The sequence below is a fragment of the Kitasatospora sp. NPDC041917 genome (assembly GCF_055589745.1).
In genome coordinates this window covers 14,936-33,594 of record NZ_JBVJBI010000034.1, presented here as the reverse complement: position 1 = coordinate 33,594, position 18,659 = coordinate 14,936, and the positions used below count along the sequence as shown (strand labels likewise).

Here is an 18,659-nt window from a genome sequence, read left to right as displayed (position 1 = left end):
CCATGGAACACACGTCACCATCCGAGAGGCTCTCCCGCCGGCAGGTGCTGCGCGGCGGCGCGGTCGTCGCGGGCGCGGGCGCGCTGTGGCTGACCGCCGGCGCGGTGCCCGCGTCCGCGCAGACGCCGCAGCCGAACGGCCGTCCCGGTGAGAGCAGCGTGACCGTGCGGGACAGCGCCAACGTCGGGGTCGCGGTGTCCCCCGACGGCCGCCGGCTCGCGGTGGACATCGCCGGCGGCATCTGGCTGCTGCCGGCCGCGGGCGGCCGGGCCCAGCGGATCACGCCGGAGGAGCACGACGCGACCCGGCCGCACTGGTCGCCCGACGGGCGCCGGATCGTGTTCCAGTCCTTCCTCGACACCGCCTACGACGTGTGGACGATCAACGCCGACGGCACCGGGCTCACCCGGCTCACCACCGGCTGGGGCTTCGACCTGGAGCCGCGCTTCTCGCCCGACGGCAAGCAGGTGGCGTTCGCCTCCGACCGCGACCACGTCAGCCGGATCTGGGTGCTGGACCTCGCGAGCGGGCAGCAGCGCGCCGTCACCGACGCCGACGAGGTGCACGCGGCCCCGGTGTGGTCCCCGGACGGCACGAAGCTCGCCTACGTCGTCGGTGACGGCGCCATCGAGGAGTTGGACCTGGGTTCGGGCCTGCGCAGGCAACTGCCCGGCGTACCCGGCGACGCCATGGTGTCCTCGCCGGTCTACGCACCGGACGGCCAGGTCAGCTACCTGAGCGCGGGCGGCACCGGGACCACGATGATGCTCGGGGCCAAGGCGATCGTGACCGGCGAGGACCTGCCGCCGCTGCCGGTGTCGTGGACCTCGGCGCAGGAGTTCGTCTACAGCTCCGGCGGCCGGCTGCGCCGCCGCTCGCTCTCCGGGGCCGTGCGGGAGATCCCGTTCACCGCCGAACTGCCGTACTCGGCGCGGAACTACCAGCGCAAGCGGCGGAACCTCGTGTCGGACGCGTCGCGCCGGGCGAAGGGCATGGCCGACCCCGCGGTGTCGCGGGACGGCAAGCAGGTGGCGTTCCGCGCGCTGAACGCGCTGTGGCTGCTGCCGATCGGCGGCAGGCCCCGCAAGGTCGTGGACGACGGGTTCTTCGCGGCCGATCCGGACTTCGCGCCCGACGGCAGGTCCCTGGTCTACGTCAGCGACCGCGCCGGCACCGCCAACCTGTGGCGGCTGGACCTGGCGACCGGGCGCTCCGACCGGCTCACCGATCTGCCCGGCGGCCAGCTCGCGCCGCGGTTCTCCCCGGACGGCGCGAAGATCGCCTACCAGGACGAGTCCGGTCAGACCTGGGTGTTCGACGTCGCCGACCGCTCGGTGCGCCAGGTGCTGCCCGCGCTCTACCAGCCGGGCCGGCCGACCTGGTCGCCGGACGGCGGCAGGATCGCGCTGGCCGCGCTGATGCCGTACTCCAAGCGAACCTCGAACGGCAACAACCAGGTGCTGACCGTGGACCTGGCCGACAACAAGGTCCGGTACCAGGAGATCGCGCCGGACCGGTCGATCAGCACCCGCGACAACGACGGCCCGCTGTGGACCTCCGACGGCCGGCACCTGGTGTTCGGCGCGGAGAGCCTCGCCTGGCGGGTCCCGGTGGCCGCCGACGGCACCATCACCGGCGAGCCGCAGCAGCTGACCGACGAGGTCACCGACTCGCTGTCGATCAGCGCGGACGGCACCGTCGTCTACCTGTGCAACGGCGTGCTGCGCACCGTCGGGCCCGACGGCGGCGCGGCCCGCACGATCACCGCCGACCTCACCTACCGTCCGGTACGGGTCAGCGAGCCCACGGTCGTGCGCGCGGGCGCGCTCTGGGACGGTTCCTGCGAGCAACTGCGCCGCGACGTCGACATCGTGGTGCGCGGCGCGACGATCGAGGCGGTGCTGCCCAGGGGCGGCGGCGTGCCCAGCGGCGCGCGGATCGTGGACGCCTCCGGGCTGACGGTGATGCCCGGCCTGATCGACACCCACAACCACTGGAACATGCGCGGCAAGCAGTGGGGCGACCGGCAGGGGCGGCTGTGGCTGTCCTACGGCGTGACCACGAGCAAGTCGCCCGGTGACCTCGCATACCAGATGGTGGAGAACCGGGAGGCGATGGAGGCCGGCACCAGGGTCGGCCCCCGCTACCTCGGCTCGGGACAGGCCCTGGACGGCAGCCGGGCCTTCTACAACTGCATGCGGCCGGTCCACTCCGCCCAGCAGCTGGAGCGGGAACTGGACCGCGCCGAAGGGCTGGACTACGACCAGATCAAGTCGTACATGCGGATGCCGGTGGCCTTCGAGCAGCGCATCGTGGCCAGGGCGCACGCGATGGGCGTGCCGGTCACCTCGCACTATCTGTACCCGGCGGCGCACACCGGCCTGGACGGCATGGAGCACCCCGGTGGCGGCCATCGGCTGAACTACTCGCGCACGCTGAGCTACGCCGGTTTCCGCATGTCGCAGGACGCGGTGGACCTGCTCGTGGCCAGCGGCATGTGGGTGTCGTCGACCATGATCTTCGCCAGCGAGCTGTACGCCGGCGACCGGTCGCTGGTGGAGGACGAGCGCACCAAGGTGCTGTTCCCGGACTGGGACTACCGGCGCCTGGTGGCCAAGGCCGACGGCGCCGCGCAGCCGGGTCCGGAGAGCGAGCTCGACCAGCGGATCACCAAGGGCATGGTGGACGCGCTGCTGCGGGTGCACCGCGGGGGCGGCCTGGTCGTCTTCGGCACCGACGCGCCGCTGGACGACATCGGCGTCAGCGCGCACCAGAACCTGCGCGTGCTGGTGAAGTACGGGTTCACCCCGCGCGAGGCGCTGATGACCGCGACCGGCAACGCCGCCAGGGCGCTGGGCTACGGCGACCAGCTGGGCGCGGTGGCGCCGGGGAGGATCGCCGACCTGGTCATGGTCGAGGGCGACCCGCTGACCGACATCCGCGCCGCGGCCGCGGTGCGGTCGGTGATGGTGGCCGGCGTCACCCGCACGGTGCCGGAGATCCTCGCGCCGTTCCGGCCGGCCAAGGCGGCCAAGGCGGCGGAGGCGGCCGGGGCGGCCGTCGTGACCGTTCGCCCGGCCGCGCCGTCGGCCTCGCAGGACCCCGCTCACTACTGGCACCGTCCGGAGTGGAGCATGCGCCAGTGCTGCCAGCACTGACCGTGCGGTCGGGCTACCGGGACACGCCCCGGTAGCCCGACGCGGAGGTGCCCAACCACTTCTTGAACGTGCGCTGGAAGTGACTCAGTTCCTGATAGCCGACCGTACGGGAGACATCGGTGATCGACATGGTGGTGTTGCGCAGCAGGTGTCCGGCCTCGGTCAGCCGCAGCGCGGTGACGAAGTCGATGAACCGCCAGCCGGTCTCCTGCTTGAAGCGGCGGGAGAAGTGATATTGGCTCATGTACGCACTGCGCGCGACGCGACCGAGTGTCAGACCGCTGTCCGCGTAGTTCCCCCGCAGGTAGGCCACGGCGGCCCGCATGTTCGGCGAGAGCGTGAGCCGGTCGGTGTCCGGCAGTCGCAGGTCCCGTCCGACCTTCGCGGGCTCGACCGTCGACTCGACCGGTTGCCGCGTGAGGAAGACCCGCTGGTCGGCGTGGCGGTAGCCGGGCAGCGTCCGGATGAGCTGGTGCGGGGGACGGATCTCGACACCGGCGGGCGCGATCAGCACCCGGCACTGGTGCAGCCAGGGCTGCAGCCGCGGCCAGGTGAACCTGTCGTCCTCCGTGCACAGTTCCGGGGTGAGCACCTCGGCGGCCCGGTCGGCGATCCGTGCCCAGTCCGCCAGGTCGAGCTGCCGCGGCGAGAGCAGGCTGTCGGCGCCCTCGTGCCGCATCCGCGCCACCGTGGCGTAGCTCTCGTCCCCGAGCGACAGCGCGAGGTCGCAGATGCCGTCGTAGGCCCGGCGCTGCAGCCGGCGGTCCACCCGCAGCGTGAACAGGCTTCCGACCATCTCGCACGCCGTGTGCCAGTCGTCGAACACCACCACCTCGGCCAGCTCGACCTTGGGGCTCGTGTTGAAGTAGGTGGCGAAGTCCATGACGCCCAGCGCCTGCGCGTTGTAGTAGGCGACGATGTCGCTCAGCGAACTCTGCCCGTGCAGCCGGCGCACCGCCGGCAGCTCCGGCAGCACGCTCGCGTGCGAGAGCACCCGGTCGCTGTCGTCGGTCAGGTAGGCCACGCTGCGTCCCCGTTCGAGCGCGTGACCGGCGACCAGCAGCCCGGTGAGCGAGCGGTCGTGGCCCGCCGGAACGTCCAGCATGACGTCCGCGTCGCTCATTCTGGCGCGGTACGCATCGAGCACGCGGTGCTCGGACTCACCGAGTTGTCGAGAATCCGTCAAGGCAGCGATCATTTTTCCCCCTTGTGCAGATATCACTCGCTGACCGCGCGCGAAGGCGCCTCCCTGCCGTCGACGGGTGTCCGATCGGCACCACGTCACGGCCTGCTCGAACCGGACTCGACGGCGATCCCGGTGGCAGCGCGCGGACAGGTCACAGTGCCGAGGGCGATTCCCCGGACGCGAGCAGAACCTCCCCAACGATTCCCGCCCGCCACGGTGTCCCCGGGCGTGAACCCGTTCGATGGTCACATCACGCCGCGAACGCGTCAACCCGCATTTGTGACCCCTGACCACCGCACTTCCCGCCGCGGAGCCCTGATCGTGACGGAGCGTCAGCCGGGGCCCCGGAGAGGTCTCCCGTGTTCGCCGAGGGCGTCGCGGTGCCAGTACACCCTGTCAAAGAAGGAGCAGTCATGTATCGCACCCTGATGCGGTCGAAGATCCACCGGGCCACGGTGACGCAGGCCGACCTGCACTACGTCGGCTCGCTGACCATCTGCGCCGACCTGATGGAGGCCGCCGACCTGGTGGCCGGCGAGAAGGTCGACATCGTCGACATCAACAACGGGCAACGGCTGTCCACCTATGTGATCGAGGGGCCGCGCGGCAGCGGTGTGATCGGCATCAACGGCGCCGCCGCCCGGCTCATCGGCGTCGGCGACCTTGTGATCATCATCGCCTACGCGCAGGTGCACCAGGACGAACTCGGCAAGCTCGAACCCCGGGTGGTCTTCGTCGACGAGAACAACCGGATCCTGCACGAGGGCTCCGATCCGGCCGACGTGCCGGCGGAATCCGGCCTGGTCCGCGGTGACACCCTCGCGACCGGGAACTGAGCCTGGGTCACCGCACAACGGTTCCATGGGATTTCGCCACGGCGGCCGGGCCGGGGCGATCGCGTGCGCCGCGATCGCCCCGGCTCGACCCGGGTCGGCACCGGTCGGCACCGGTCGGCCGCCGCGAACGACTCCGGCCGCATAGGGGTCCGACCGCCGAAGTCCGGGGTCGCCCTCGCTGGTGTTCCGGCGCGGCGTCAGTAATATGACAGCCCCTCATGTTCTCGTCAGGAGGCTGTCATGCCCGACCGCTTCGACCTGCCGGCGGGGTTCCGCTGGGGTGCCGCCACCGCCGCCTACCAGATCTAGGGGGCGGTGGAGGAGGACGGCCGCGGGCCGTCCGTCCGGGACATCTTCGCCGCCCACCACCAGCTCCTCGCCCACGGCCTGGCCGCCGCGATCCTCCACGAGCGCGGCCTGGGGGCGATGCTCTCCAACAACCTCAGCCCGGTCGAGCCGGCCTCCTCGGCCGTGCACCTCACCGTTCACTGAGCCCGCCCTGCCTCTCGGCAGTACGGAGACGGCGATGCCGCACCCCGCTCCGTTCATTCAACGACTCTGCCCCGTCACCGGCGGTACCGAAGGCCGACTGACACGTCGGCCATGACGTGCGTGACGTCGACGGCCACCGTCATCCTTTCGAGTCCCTTTGGCGACGAACCGTGTTTCCTCGCCTGTTGCGCAGGTGAGACTCGCGAGGATCTCCACCTGGACGTGGTCGATCGATTGCCAAGGAGACAGACATGCTCGGTGACCTCACCGGCGCCCTGGCCGACGCCCGCTACCGCACCTCGTTCGGGCGGGTCGCCGGGTATCTTCCGAAGGACCGCCGGGCGGTCGACGCCTGGCTGGCGGACCTCGCGGACCGGGCCCGGGACCGGAGGGAACCGCACAGCCCCGCGGTCGCGACCCTCAAGAAGCTGATCGAGACCGACACCGGCATCCAGTCGCTGGTGTCCGGGATGCTCGAACAGCTCCCGCGCGGCCTCCAGCCGGTCCACGGCGTCGAGCACCTGTTGCGGTGCGTGGCTGACCGAGGAGGACAACGGCTGGCTGTCCCCGCACGCCGTCGAAAGCCACCGGCTCGACGACTACGTGATCCCCGACCGCAGCGCCGAGCACTGGGGCTTCGCGTCGTTCAACGACTTCTTCCACCGGAAGGTCAAGCCCGAGGCCCGCCCGGTCTCCACCGACCCCACCGCCGTCCTCGCACCGGGCGACGCCACCCTGATCCGCCACGAGCGGCAGGTCGAGAAGAACGCCGGGTTCACCCTCAAAGGCCAGAGCCACTCCCCGGCGGATACGCTCAACAACAGCGCCTGCACGGACCGGTTCGTCGGCGGCGACGTCCTCCAGCTGCTGGTCCCCGCCACCGGCTACCACCGCTGGCACGCACCGGTCGACGGCGTGGTGCGGCACGTGGAGACCGTCCCCGGCCTGGTGTTCGGCACGGCCGAGCTCGACGGATCGGGCCCCGTCGGCCAGGGGCCGTCGCTGGGCGGTGCGGCGGCGTCCAGCACCCGGGCCCTGGTGTTCATCGAGAGCACCGCTCCTCGCATCGGCACGGTCTGCCTCGCCACCAACGCCCCCATCGCCAACGTCAAGTAGCGGCCGGGGTCGCCGGGCCGCTCGCAGCCGCCTTCAGCCGGTTCCGGTGCTGGGGCACGACAGTCCGGACCCGGGCGGCAACGCCATCCGATGCCGGCCCCTGGCCGGCACACGATCATGTGGACACGAACCGTGGCCGCACGCACCGAGGAATCCCCCTTTGCAGCCTGCATCCCCCCATCACGGACTCCGCCGGCCCACCCGGCTGGCCGCCGCCCTGGCGCTCCTGACCACCCTGGCGCTGACGGGCATCCAGTCGACAGGAGCCGCCGCCCGCACACTCCCTGGCACCTCGCAGACCCGGGGCGACGCGCCGACGCTGTCCCCGCAGGAACACGCCGAGCTTCTGCGGGAAGCCGCCCGGACCGCCATCGCGACGGCGAAGGCGCTGAACCTGGACCCGCGCGAGAGCCTGCAGATCGGCGATGCCACCCGGGACGCGGACGGCACCGTCCACTTCCGCTACAACCGCACCTTCGCCACGGTGCCGGTCCTCGGCGGCGACCTGATCGTCCACCGCACCCCGAAGGGCGCCCTCACCGACACCCGCGCCCACCGGGCGCCGGTCAGCGTGCCGACCATCACGCCCACGATCCCGGCCGTCCAGGTGATGCAGTCGCTCCACACCACGGAGCTCCCGCGCCTGGTCGTCTGGTCGGCCGCCCAAACCCCCGCGCTGGCCTGGGAATCCATCCTGGACGGCACCCAGGAGGACGGCACCCCCAGCGAACGCCACATCGTGACCGACGCGACCTCGGGCACTCAGCTCTACACCTACGAGGCCGTGCACACCGGCATCGGCCAAGGACAGTACAACGGCACGGTGACCCTGGGCACCGAGCACAGCCTGTTCCGGTACGAGATGGACGACACCGCCCGCGGCGGCCACCGGACCTACAACCTGCACCACGCCTCCACCGGCCAGGGCGAACTGTTCACCGACCAGGACGACCGCTGGGGCAACGGCACCCAGAGCGACGACGAGACCGCGGGCGTCGACGCCCACTACGGCGCCGCGGCCACCTGGGACTACCTCCAGCAGGTGCACGGGCGCGCCGGAATCCGCGGCGACGGTGTCGGCGCCTACAGCCGTGTCCACGCCGGTGACAACTACACGAACGCCTTCTGGGACAACGGCTGCTTCTGCATGACCTACGGCGACGGGCCCGGCAACGCCAAGCCGCTGACCGAACTGGACGTGGCCGCACACGAGATGATCCACGGCCTGACCTCCGCCACCGCGGGTCTGGAGTACCGGGCCGAGTCCGGCGGACTCAACGAGGCCACCAGCGACATCCTCGCCACCGCCGTCGCGTTCCACACCGACAACCCCACCGACGTCCCCGGCTACCTCATGGGCAAACGCCTCAACCTCAACGGCAAGGGCACCCCGCTGCGCTACCTGGACCGGCCCTCCCGGGACGGCCGCTCGCCCGACTACTGGTACGACGGCATCGCCGGCATCGACGTCCACTACTCCTCGGGCCCCGCCAACCACTTCTTCTACCTGCTCGCCGAGGGCAGCGGCCCCAGGACCATCAACGGCATCGACTACGACAGCCCCACCATCGACGGCCGCACCGTCACCGGCATCGGCCGCGTCGCCGCCGAGCAGATCTGGTACCGGGCCCTGACCATCTACATGACCACCACCACCGACTACCACGACGCCCGCGCCGCCACCCTCCAAGCCGCCGCCGACCTCTACGGCCCCGGCAGCACCGCCTACGCGACCGTCGCCGACACCTGGTCCGCCGTCAACGTCAACGGCTGACACCAGGCCGCACACCGCGCCCACGGCCAGCCGCTCAACCGACACGGCGGTCCTGCCATCGCCCGGTCCGGGCAGCGCGCCCCGGGCGCAGTGCCCGGGCGGTTCGGGCAACGACCCCGGGAGGCAGCGCCGCCGTGCGTTTCCCCTGGAAGCCGAGCCGTTCCGCTGCGCCACGTGGTGCTTCGCGCCGTGCCCCGCCCGGGCCTTTGGGGTTGGCGGGGCACGGCGTGGGGTGCTCAGCGGTCGTCGCCGAGCTCCTGGTGCATCTGCGGCTGGTCGTCCTGGTCGTGGGTGAGCGCGAACTTCTGGATCTCGTTGAACGTCTTGGAGGCCATGCCGAGGACGTCCTTGTAGGGGTTGACGCCGGTGGCCTTCTGGACGGAGCCGCCGAGGAGCCCGCCGCCCAGGCCGCTGACCACGCCGTGGCCGGCGGCGAGCGGACCGGCGGCGAGGTCGAGGACGCCCTTGGGCACGCCGGCCATGTCGGCGTACCTGTCGGTGAGCGCGTGCCGGACCAGGGCCATGAGCGCGTCGTGCGTGGGGCCGGGGTAGAACTGCTTGTAGAAGTCGACGGCCTGCTGCGTCATGAAGACGCCGTCCTCGGTCTTCTTCCACTCGTCGTCGCGCACCTGGTTCCAGACGCGCGTGACCAGGTCGGCGTCCTTGGGCAGTTGCCACCGCTCGGGGGTGCCGAGGTAGTGGTTGACGTAGTGCCAGGCACACATGAACCCGTGGGCGTCCTCCTCGGAGACGTCGATGCCGAGGTTCTTCATGGCCTCCAGAATCTGCACGCTGAACACGCAGGAGGCGCCGGTGGTGTACTTGATCGACACCGGCTCGCCCCACTTGGCGTAGTCCCATGCGCCGCTCTTCTTGTGCAACTGCCGTACGGAGGCGTGGACCAGGCGGACCTTGGTGACGTTCGCCGCGAGGGTGCCGTCGCGCAGGGCGTTCTTGTTGCCCATGTCGAGGAACAGCCGGGACGACTGCGACAGGCGCCGGCCCGGGCCCTTGACGCCGCCGAGCCGGCCGGTCGAGCGGAGCGTGAACGCGCCGGTGGGGGAGAGGTAGGTACCGATCAGGCCGACGGTGCCCTGGAGCATGGTCACTTCGCCGTGGTGGTGGCCGAAGAAGCCCTCCGCGGCGTCGACGTCCGCCTCCGACCAGTCCGGCGGCGGTGCCGCGGCCTCCCGCAGGAAGTCCGCCAGCCGCTGGGGCAGTTGGGAGAGGTCCTGGCCGGGCTTGAGCGTCCCGATGGTGCGGAAGAGGGCGTTGACGCCGTCGACTTCCTTGTGGTCGATCAGATCGGAGACGAGCTGATCGGCCTGCGGGTCACCTGCCCGGCCCGCGGCCTCCAGCTCCTGCGTCGCGTTCTGAGTCGTCAAAGCCACAGAAGGGTTCCTTCCTTCGCTGAGGGGGAGCCGCCGGTCGGCACGTGCCGGGAACCGTGGTCGACACGGCGTCCCGGGCGGATGGATCAGCGAGCAGCGGCATGCTTCCGACTCTGGCGGAACGTCGTACCTCCGCTGAGCGACAAAACGTTTCGTCCTCCCTCGAAAGAGTGAAGGGCAACACGGTGGCTGTCCGGCCACGGCACTGGTGTCGGTGAGGGCGGTCCAGGAGCCACACGTCATGCTCGAAGGGCACCCGTGGGGGCGGCGGGGACCAGCCGCACACCGGGCGATCTCGCAACGTCCGCAGCAGCGAACGCGCTCCTGTCCCGCCTGGCGATGAGTCCGCGTCGATGCTCCGTGTGAGCAGGTGGGCGTGCCGGTGGCAGCTGGGGAGGTGTCCGGCGTGCAGGGGCAGCCCGGGGGCCACACGTCGCAGATGAGCTCGCGCAGCGATAGTTCTTCTGCACGGACAACGCGTTCCGTTCAGCGCACGGCGGGCTGAGATGGACATCGCCGGGCGACTGGGGGTCAAGCGGGTTCTGGGACACCAGTTGTGGGGTCTCCGGACGTGGTCGACGGTCCTCTGGTGTTCCGGTGCGGCGTCGATAACATGAGGACTCCTCACATAATCGTCAGGAGGCTGCCATGCCGAACCGCTTCGACTTGCCGGCGGGGTTCCGCTGGGGCGCCGCCACCGCCGCGTACCAGATCGAGGGGGCGGTGGGGGAGGACGGCCGCGGGCCCTCCGTCTGGGACACCTTCGCCGCCCGGCCGGGAGTCGTCCGCGACGGCCACACCGGGGCGGTGGCCTGCGACCACTACCACCGGTACCCCGAGGACATCGCCCTGATGAAGGGCCTCGGGCTCGACGGCTACCGCTTCTCCGTCGCCTGGTCCCGCGTCCTGCCCACCGGCGCGGGCGCCGTCAACGAGGCCGGCCTCGCCTTCTACGACCGCCTCGTGGACGCCCTTCTCGACGCGGGCATCACCCCGCTGCCCACCCTCTTCCACTGGGACCTCCCGCAGGCCCTCGAAGACCACGGCGGCTGGCTGAACCGCGACACCGCGTACCGCTTCGCCGAGTACGCCACCGTCATGGCCGACCGCCTCGGCGACCGCGTCCCCGCCTGGATCACCCTCAACGAGCCCTTCGTCCACACCGTCTTCGGCTACGCCCTCGGCACCCACGCCCCCGGCCGCACCCTGATGTTCGAAGCCCTCCCGGCCGCCCACCACCAGCTCCTCGCCCACGGCCTGGCCGCCTCCGTCCTCCACGACCGCGGCCTGGAGGCGATGCTCTCCAACAACCTCACCCCCGTCGAGCCGGCCTCCTCGGACCCCGCCGACCTGGCCGCCGCAGCCGCCTACGACGCCCTCCACAACCGGCTGTTCACCGACCCCGTCCTCCTAGGCCGCTACCCCGACCTCACCGCCCTCGGCGTCCCCGACGACATCTTCGGCGCCGTCCACCCCGGAGACCTCGACCTCATCCACACGCCCGGCCTCGACGGCCTCGGCCTCAACTTCTACAACCCCACCCGCGTCGCCGCCCCCACCGACCCGGGCCTGCCCTTCGACCTCGTCGACATCCCCGACGTCCCCCACACCGCCTTCGGCTGGCCCGTCGTCCCCGAGGCCCTCCGCCAACTCCTCCTCGGCCTGCGGGACACCTACGGCAAGGCCCTCCCGCCGATCACCATCACCGAGAATGGCTGCTCCGTCACCGAGGAGACCGACCCCGACCAGCCCCGCATCGACTTCATGGCCGCCCACCTCGACGCCCTCGCCCGCGCCGCCGCCGAAGGCATCGACATCCGCGGCTACTACACCTGGTCCCTCCTCGACAACTTCGAATGGGCCGAGGGTTACCACCAGCGCTTCGGCCTCGTTCATGTCGACTTCGAGACCCAGCGCCGCACCCCGAAGGCCTCGTACGCCTGGTACCGCGACCTGATCGCCACCCACCGAGCGCGGTGGGCTCGTTAGCCCTGGGTTGCCGGGCGCCTCAGGCCGCTGATACCAGCCTTGACACCGATGCCGAGCTGTCTTTCGCGCTCTGACGGTCGGCGCCCCGGCGTGGGTCGAGGTCGGGCGGATTGGTCGGGGATCGGGGCCGTGATCGAGTTCGGCGCCGCGCCGGGCGGCGGGGGCGCACTGGAGGCCATGACCTGGTCCTTCCCTGTGGGTTGTGAGCGATTCATGTGCGCTCTGTGAGCGGCGGGGCCGAGCACGGCCGGACGAAGTCGGCCAGTGCAGCGTGCACGCCGAAGGCCTCGTGCGCCCGGTACCGCGATCGCGTCGCGGCACACCGGGAACGGTCTGCGGCGATGGATCATGACGGACAGTCAATCCGATTGCCCTGTGGGGCACTCGGGCCGTGCGGCGGCACGATGCGGGCGACGGGACGGTGTCGTCGCCCTATTGATAGGGAACTTTACTTTCTATTACGCTGTCGGCTGGCGGCTTGGCGCGGCGTCCGTGCAGGAGGGACGTGACGCGCTCAGTGAGAGCTCTGACCCGGCCGCCGCGGCGGTGTGACGCCGCTTGCCGGTGAGTTCGTGTGGTGTGGACCGGAGTCCAGCTCTCGCCGTTTCTCAAGGTCATGGAGTCAGGGATGCGTCTGGGTGTCTCGGCAAGGCCTGTTCGTGTCGGAGTGTTCGCCGCTGTGCTCGCGTTGCTCGGCGGCCTGTTGCTCGGCTGGTCCGAGCGGGCGGGGGCGGCGGGCGATCCGCTGATCTCGCAGGGGAAGGCCGCGACGGCCTCGTCCGCCGAGGGGTCGTCGTACGCGGCGGGGAAGGCGTTCGACGGGAGCGCCTCCACGCGGTGGGCGAGTGCGGAGGGAGAGGACCCGCAGTGGCTGCTGGTGGACCTCGGAGGGAGCGCGGGGATCTCGCGGGTGAAGCTGAGCTGGGAGGCCGCCTACGCGAAGGCGTACCGGGTCGAGGTGTCGGCGGACGGCGTGACCTGGACGACGGTGGCGGAGGAGAAGGCCGGCAACGGCGGGACGGACGATTGGCCGGGGCTGGGAGCCAGGGGCCGCTACGTCCGGATGTACGGGACGGCGCGCGGGACGTCGTACGGGTACTCGCTGTTCGAGATGCAGGTGTACGGGGTGCCGGACGGCGGTCCGTCACCGACCGGCCCGTCACCGACCGGCACCACGCCGGGCGGGGCGTTCACCGTGGTGGCGGCGGGCGACATCGCCGCGCAGTGCACCGCCTCGGACAGCGGCTGTGCGCATCCGAAGACGGCCGCGCTGGCCCAGCGGATCGACCCGAGGTTCTACCTGACGATGGGTGACAACCAGTACGACGACGCCAGGTTGACGGACTTCCGCAACTACTACGACAAGACCTGGGGGGCGTTCAAGGCGAAGACCCACCCGGTGCCGGGCAACCACGAGACCTACGACCCGGCCGGGTCGCTCGCCGGGTACAAGGCGTACTTCGGCAGCATCGCCTACCCGCAGGGAAAGAGCTGGTACAGCTTCGACGAGGGCAACTGGCACTTCGTCGCCCTGGACTCCAACGCCTTCGACCAGAGCGCCCAGATCGACTGGCTCAAGGCCGACCTCGCGGCCAACGCGAAGAAGTGCGTGGCCGCCTATTGGCACCACCCGCTGTACTCCTCGGGCGGGCACGGCAACGACCCGGTCTCCCGGCCGGTGTGGAAGATCCTCTACGGTGCCAAGGCCGACCTGGTGCTGAACGGGCACGACCACCACTACGAGCGGTTCGCCCCGCAGGACCCGGACGGGAAGGCCACCGCGGACGGGATCGTGGAGATCGTCGGCGGCATGGGCGGCGCGGAGCCGTACCCGATCGAGCAGGTCCAGCCGAACAGCCAGAAGCGGATCAGCGGCGAGTACGGCGTGCTGAAGCTGGACTTCACCGACTCCGGCTACGGCTGGAGCTACGTCGGAACGGACGGCCAGGTCAAGGACACCAGCCCGAAGTACAGCTGCCACTGATGATGTACCTGGCCACCACCGGCCGCCGTCCGGACGCGCCGCCCCGCCCCGCCGGGCAGGGGCGGCGCGTCCCCGGCACGGTCATCGCGCTCGGCGCGGTCAGCCTGGTCACCGACGTCTCCTCGGAGATGGTCACCGCCGTGCTGCCGCTCTACCTGGTGCTGGGCCTCGGGCTCTCGCCCCTGCAATTCGGCTTCCTCGACGGGCTGTTCAACGGCGCCACGGCGGTGGTCCGGCTGCTCGGAGGCAGGCTCGCCGACCGCGGCGGCGGCCGGCACCGGACCGTCGCCGGGGCCGGCTACCTGCTCTCGGCGCTCTCGCGGCTCGGGCTGCTGCTGGCCGGCGGGGCGGCCGGCGGCATCGCCGCCGCGCTGGCCGCCGACCGGCTCGGCAAGGGCGTGCGGACCGCGCCGCGGGACGCGATGATCTCGCTCAGCGCACCGCCGGAGGCGCTCGGCCGGGCGTTCGGCGTGCACCGGGCGATGGACACCACGGGGGCGCTGCTCGGACCCCTGGTGGCGTTCGCGGTTCTGTGGGCGACTACGGACGCGTACGACGCGGTCTTCGTGGTCAGCTTCGCCATCGGGCTGTTCGGCGTGCTGGTGCTGGTCCTGTTCGTCCCGGCGGGGGCGGGGGCGGCGCCGGGGGCCGGGGTGGCCGGGGCGGTGGTAGCGGCCGCCGAGTCGACGCCCACCGAAAGGAGGAGGAGCAGGGCACTCGGCGATCCGGTGTTCCGGCGGGTCGTCACGGCCGCCGCACTACTGGGGGCAGCGACGATCGGCGATTCCTTCCTCTACCTTCTGCTGCAACGCGGCCTGGACCTGCCGCCCCTGCTCTTCCCGTTGCTGCCGCTCGGCGCTGCGGCCGGCTACCTGCTGCTGGCCGTACCGGCGGGCCGGATCGCGGACCGGACCGGGAGGCGCATTCCGTTCCTCTGCGGGCACGCCGCGCTGCTCGCCGCCTACCTCACCCTGATGGCCCCGCCGGGATGGCCGGTGGCCTTACTCGTCCTGGTGCTCCTCGCCGTCTTCTACGCCGCCACGGACGGCGTGCTGATGGCACTGGCCGGGCCGGTGCTGCCGCTCGACGGCCGCGCGAGCGGCCTCGCGGTGCTGCAGACCGGCCAGGCGCTCGCCCGGCTGGTCGGTGCGGCCGGCTTCGGTGCGGCCTGGACGTGGTGGGGGCCGCGCCCGGCCCTGGCGGTGGCCGCACTCGGGCTGGCCGCCGCACTTGTCGCAGCATGGCGGATCCTGCCGGAGAGGGAGGCCTCGTGAAGGCGCGTCCAGTGGTGCTGATCGCAGCCGCTCTGGTACTGCTGGGCGGTTCGCTGGGGTACGTGCTGCACGCCCGGCAGCGCAACGGCGGGCAGCGGCTCGTCGCCGCGGAGAGCTCGTTCACCCTGGACGAGCCCGGGCTCTACTACCGGGACACCGCCAGCGGGCGGGTCGCCCGCAGCCCGGGGGTGCCGGACGGGCCGTCCTGTGTCCGCTTCCACGCCGGGGGAGACCGGGCCCTGTGCCTGCGGGCGCTGCCCGGCACCCCGGCACGTACCCAAGCGGTGGTGTACGACCGACGGTTCACCGAGCTCCAGACGGTGACGGTGCCCGGGATCCCGAACCGGGCCCGGGTGTCGGCCTCCGGGCAACTGCTTTCCTGGACCACCTTCGCCGTGGGGGACTCCTACGCGGCAGGTACCTTTTCCACCCGGACGTCGATCCTGGACCTGCGCACCGGCTACCTGGTCAAGTCGGTCGAGTCCATCCCGCTGACCGTCGACGGTGCCCGCTACCACGCCGCCGACGTCAACTACTGGGGCGTCAACTTCGCCTCGGACGACAACCGTTTCTACGCCACCGTCTCGACCGGCGGCCGGACCCACCTGGTCGAGGGCGACCTCCGGGCGTGGTCGGCCCGCACACTGCGGGAGAACGTCGAGTGCCCCTCGCTCTCGCCGGACGGTACCCGGATCGCCTTCAAGAAGAAGGTCTCGGCCGACCCGGCGGCGCCCTGGCGGCTCCACGTCCTGGAACTGGCGGGACTGCGCGAGCACCCGCTGGCCGAGTCGCGCAGCGTGGACGATCAGGCGGCCTGGCTCGACGGGGAGACGCTCGGGTACGCGCTGCCGGCCCAGGACGGGAAGGGCACCGACGTCTGGAGCGTGCCGGCGGACGGCAGCGGGACGCCGCACCTGCTGGTGCCCGGCGGTTCGTCGCCGGTGACCGTTCCGGCGGCGTCGAAATGACCCGGCGGCCGGCGCCGCGCAGCCCCTACCGCTCGGTGGGGTGCTCGGCGGCATCACCAACCCCCACCGCGGAGCCCCGCGACGGCGCCCGCGGCCTACCGGCCTGGACGGCGTCCGTTCCGGCCGCTCGTTCAGCCCGCCCTGACCGGATCGTTCCGCATCCAGGCCCGATGGGGTCTTCATCCGGGCACCCCGCGGCGGTGAGGATCGAGGCATGACCAACGCACTCCTCGTCATCGACGTCCAGGAATCCTTCCGCCGCCGCGAGAACTGGGCGGCCGTCTCCAACCCCGGGATCGTCGGGCAGGTTGCCCGGCTCGTCGAGCACGCCCGGGCCAAGGGCGACCTCGTCGTCTGGGTCCTGCACGCCGAGCTCGGTACCGGGACGGTGTTCGACCCCGTCCTCGGTCACGTCCGCCTGATGGAGGGGCTGGTGCCGATGGAGGGTGAGCCGGTCGTCACCAAGACCTCGCACAACGCGTTCACCACCACCAACCTGCAGCAGCTGCTCACCCGGCAAGCGATCCGCGAACTGGTGGTCAGCGGCATTCGTACCGAGCAGTGCTGTGAGACCACCACCCGGGTGGCGGCCGACCTCGGCTACGCCGTCACGTTCGTGGTCGACGCGACCGCCACCCATCCGATCGAGCATCGCGACGCGCCGGCCGGGCGCAGTCTCGACGAGATCCTCGCCGATCCGCGCACGCTCTCCACGGAGGAGATCATCGCCCGTACCGAGTACGCTCTGGCGGGCCGCTTCGCCACCGTCACCACTGTGAAGGAGTTGACCGGATCGTGACCCGCGTCGTCTTCCTGCTGGTCCCGCAGTTGCACCTGCTGGACCTCGCCGGGCCCGCCCAGGTGTTCTCGACGGCGGCCGACCACGGGCTCGGCTACGCGGTCGGCTACGTGGCCGAGCAGGAGGACGTCCCCACGGCGCAGGGGCTCACGCTGCGGGCTTCCGTCGAGTGGCCCCGGCTCACGCCGGACGACCTGATCGTGGTCCCCGGTTGGCGGGCGTCGACGCTGCGGGCACACCGGGACCTCTCCCCGGCGACGCTGGAGCGGCTGGCCGCCCACCACGCGGCCGGCGGTACGGTCGCCAGCGTCTGCGCGGGCGCGGACGCGCTCGGCCGGGCGGGGTTGCTGGACGGGCGCCGCTGCACCACGCACCACGACCTCCAGGACGAACTGGCTCGCCGCTACCCGAGGACGGTGGTAGTGCGCGACGTGCTGTACGTGGTGGACGACCGGGTGGTGACCTCGGCCGGCATCGCGAGCGGCATCGACCTGGCCCTGCATCTGGTCGCCGTCCGGCACGGGCCGGCAGCGGCCGCCCGGATCGCCCGGGAGATGGTCGTCTACGCGCGCCGCAACGGCGACGAGCGGCAGGTCAGCGTGATGCTTCGGCACCGCGCCCACTTGGTCGACGCCGTCCACCGGGTGCAGGACCTGATCGACGCCCGCTTCACCGCCCGGCTCAGCCTCGCCGACCTCGCCGGCGCGTCGGGCGTCAGCGAGCGTACCCTCACCCGCCACTTCACCGAGGCCACCGGACTCACCCCGCTGCGCTACCAGCAGGAACTGCGCGTCGAGCGGGCGGAGCACCTCATCGCGCACGGCGCCACCACGGAGGCCGCCGCCCGCGCGGCCGGCTTCCAGGACGCCCGGATGCTCCGCCGCCTGCGCGCCCGCGCCGGAGTCGTCCACGCCGGTGCGGTCCGCGGCGTGGACGGGCTGGCAGAGTGCGTCAACTCCTCCGTCGGATAGTTGACTTGATGAGAGCCAGTGCCTTTCGGCCAAGGTCTTGCCACAATGACAGCCCGTTCGACGGGCCGAGGGTTACCACCAGCGCTTCGGCCTCGTCCACGTCGACTTCACCACCCAGCGCCGCACCCCGAAGGCCTCGTGGGTCTGGTACCGCGACCTGATCGCCACCCACCGGGAGTGGTGTCAAAGGTAGTTGGTCGCCAGGGCGGGAAGAAGCGGTCCGGGCTGATACACCGTGGTCAGGCTGCGCCGACCCTGGGATCGGGCTGGTGGGTCCGTGGGGTCAGGGCGCTCATTCGCCCTGACCCCACAACCTACTGAGGCTCGGGTGTGCTCAATGGGCTGCGGCCGATGAGTGCGTTCATCGCATGGAGGGCTGCTCGCCTGCGCTGGGGCTTCCTCGACCATACGGCCGGGCAGACCACTCCGAAGAAGAACAGCAGACCAACCGCCAAGCCCGGAGCGGCGGAGATTATGGCGATGGTCGTGTTGCCCTGGAAGCCCGCCACCATCGGGCCCGCGGTTGTAGCGGTCATGGCCGTCGGAGCCAGCCAGCGGGACGGACGCCCGGGTGCGCTGCCGCCTGGCGGGTTTGCCGATTCAGTGGACACGGGACCACCCGCACCCCGTGCATGCGTGCCTTCGACCATGCTTCTCCTTCTGGCGGCGGTGGCACCACGCCTTGCCGCCATGGAGCGACCGGTGCCTGGCGAAGACGATA

Annotated in this window: 14 protein-coding genes and 1 pseudogene; 12 read left to right on the top strand and 3 right to left on the bottom strand. The window is 71.5% G+C overall.

Features of this window, described 5'->3' with window-relative positions:
• Positions 1–2: 2 nt before the first annotated feature.
• Entirely contained in the window at positions 3–3,158 is a 3,156-nt protein-coding gene (locus ACZ6EM_RS30635; RefSeq protein WP_465773743.1) for an amidohydrolase family protein, read from the top strand.
• A gap of 13 nt (positions 3,159–3,171) precedes the next feature.
• Here ACZ6EM_RS30635 and ACZ6EM_RS30630 read toward each other — a convergent pair whose 3' ends face one another.
• Positions 3,172–4,281 (bottom strand): helix-turn-helix transcriptional regulator, encoded by a 1,110-nt coding sequence (locus ACZ6EM_RS30630; RefSeq protein ID WP_401053086.1) that lies wholly within the window; start codon positions 4,279–4,281, stop codon positions 3,172–3,174.
• A gap of 476 nt (positions 4,282–4,757) precedes the next feature.
• Between ACZ6EM_RS30630 and panD the strand changes: the two genes are divergently transcribed.
• Both panD and ACZ6EM_RS30620 read left to right on the top strand, forming a co-directional pair.
• On the top strand, positions 4,758–5,180 hold the full coding sequence (panD, locus tag ACZ6EM_RS30625; protein WP_401053088.1) for an aspartate 1-decarboxylase: 423 nt from the start codon (positions 4,758–4,760) through the stop codon (positions 5,178–5,180).
• Positions 5,181–5,495: 315 nt separating this feature from the next.
• The gene (locus ACZ6EM_RS30620) at positions 5,496–5,672 is read left to right on the top strand and encodes a hypothetical protein (protein ID WP_465773742.1); all 177 of its coding nucleotides are present in this window, start codon (positions 5,496–5,498) and stop codon (positions 5,670–5,672) included.
• A gap of 74 nt (positions 5,673–5,746) precedes the next feature.
• Here ACZ6EM_RS30620 and ACZ6EM_RS30615 read toward each other — a convergent pair whose 3' ends face one another.
• Entirely contained in the window at positions 5,747–6,193 is a 447-nt protein-coding gene (locus tag ACZ6EM_RS30615; protein ID WP_465773741.1) for a hypothetical protein, read from the bottom strand.
• A gap of 82 nt (positions 6,194–6,275) precedes the next feature.
• Between ACZ6EM_RS30615 and ACZ6EM_RS30610 the strand changes: the two genes are divergently transcribed.
• Both ACZ6EM_RS30610 and ACZ6EM_RS30605 read left to right on the top strand, forming a co-directional pair.
• Entirely contained in the window at positions 6,276–6,788 is a 513-nt protein-coding gene (locus tag ACZ6EM_RS30610) for a phosphatidylserine decarboxylase (RefSeq protein ID WP_465773740.1), read from the top strand.
• A gap of 160 nt (positions 6,789–6,948) precedes the next feature.
• Entirely contained in the window at positions 6,949–8,562 is a 1,614-nt protein-coding gene (locus ACZ6EM_RS30605) for a M4 family metallopeptidase (protein WP_465773739.1), read from the top strand.
• Between the two features lie 236 nt (positions 8,563–8,798).
• Here the strand turns inward: ACZ6EM_RS30605 and ACZ6EM_RS30600 are convergent, their stop codons facing one another.
• A complete protein-coding gene (locus tag ACZ6EM_RS30600) occupies positions 8,799–9,953 on the bottom strand; it encodes an oxygenase MpaB family protein (protein WP_465773738.1) in 1,155 nt (384 codons plus the stop codon).
• A gap of 648 nt (positions 9,954–10,601) precedes the next feature.
• Between ACZ6EM_RS30600 and ACZ6EM_RS30595 the strand changes: the two genes are divergently transcribed.
• The 7 genes and pseudogenes from ACZ6EM_RS30595 to ACZ6EM_RS30565 form a co-directional block, all read left to right on the top strand.
• Positions 10,602–11,942 (top strand): GH1 family beta-glucosidase, encoded by a 1,341-nt coding sequence (locus tag ACZ6EM_RS30595; protein WP_465773737.1) that lies wholly within the window; start codon positions 10,602–10,604, stop codon positions 11,940–11,942.
• A 667-nt stretch (positions 11,943–12,609) separates the two neighbouring features.
• Positions 12,610–13,926, top strand: coding sequence for a discoidin domain-containing protein (locus ACZ6EM_RS30590; protein ID WP_401046736.1), 1,317 nt, complete (start codon positions 12,610–12,612; stop codon positions 13,924–13,926).
• Positions 13,927–13,928: 2 nt separating this feature from the next.
• Entirely contained in the window at positions 13,929–15,200 is a 1,272-nt protein-coding gene (locus ACZ6EM_RS30585; RefSeq protein ID WP_465773754.1) for an MFS transporter, read from the top strand.
• On the top strand, positions 15,197–16,168 hold the full coding sequence (locus ACZ6EM_RS30580; RefSeq protein WP_400297529.1) for a TolB family protein: 972 nt from the start codon (positions 15,197–15,199) through the stop codon (positions 16,166–16,168). Before ACZ6EM_RS30585 ends, ACZ6EM_RS30580 begins: the two co-directional genes overlap by 4 nt.
• A 214-nt stretch (positions 16,169–16,382) precedes the next feature.
• Positions 16,383–16,967: a cysteine hydrolase family protein gene (locus tag ACZ6EM_RS30575; RefSeq protein WP_465773736.1), complete on the top strand. Its 585-nt coding sequence runs from the start codon at positions 16,383–16,385 to the stop codon at positions 16,965–16,967.
• Positions 16,964–17,938: a GlxA family transcriptional regulator gene (locus tag ACZ6EM_RS30570; RefSeq protein ID WP_401046742.1), complete on the top strand. Its 975-nt coding sequence runs from the start codon at positions 16,964–16,966 to the stop codon at positions 17,936–17,938. Before ACZ6EM_RS30575 ends, ACZ6EM_RS30570 begins: the two co-directional genes overlap by 4 nt.
• Positions 17,939–18,002: 64 nt before the next feature.
• A pseudogene (locus ACZ6EM_RS30565) lies at positions 18,003–18,131 on the top strand (family 1 glycosylhydrolase); the annotation flags it as partial.
• Positions 18,132–18,659: the final 528 nt, after the last annotated feature.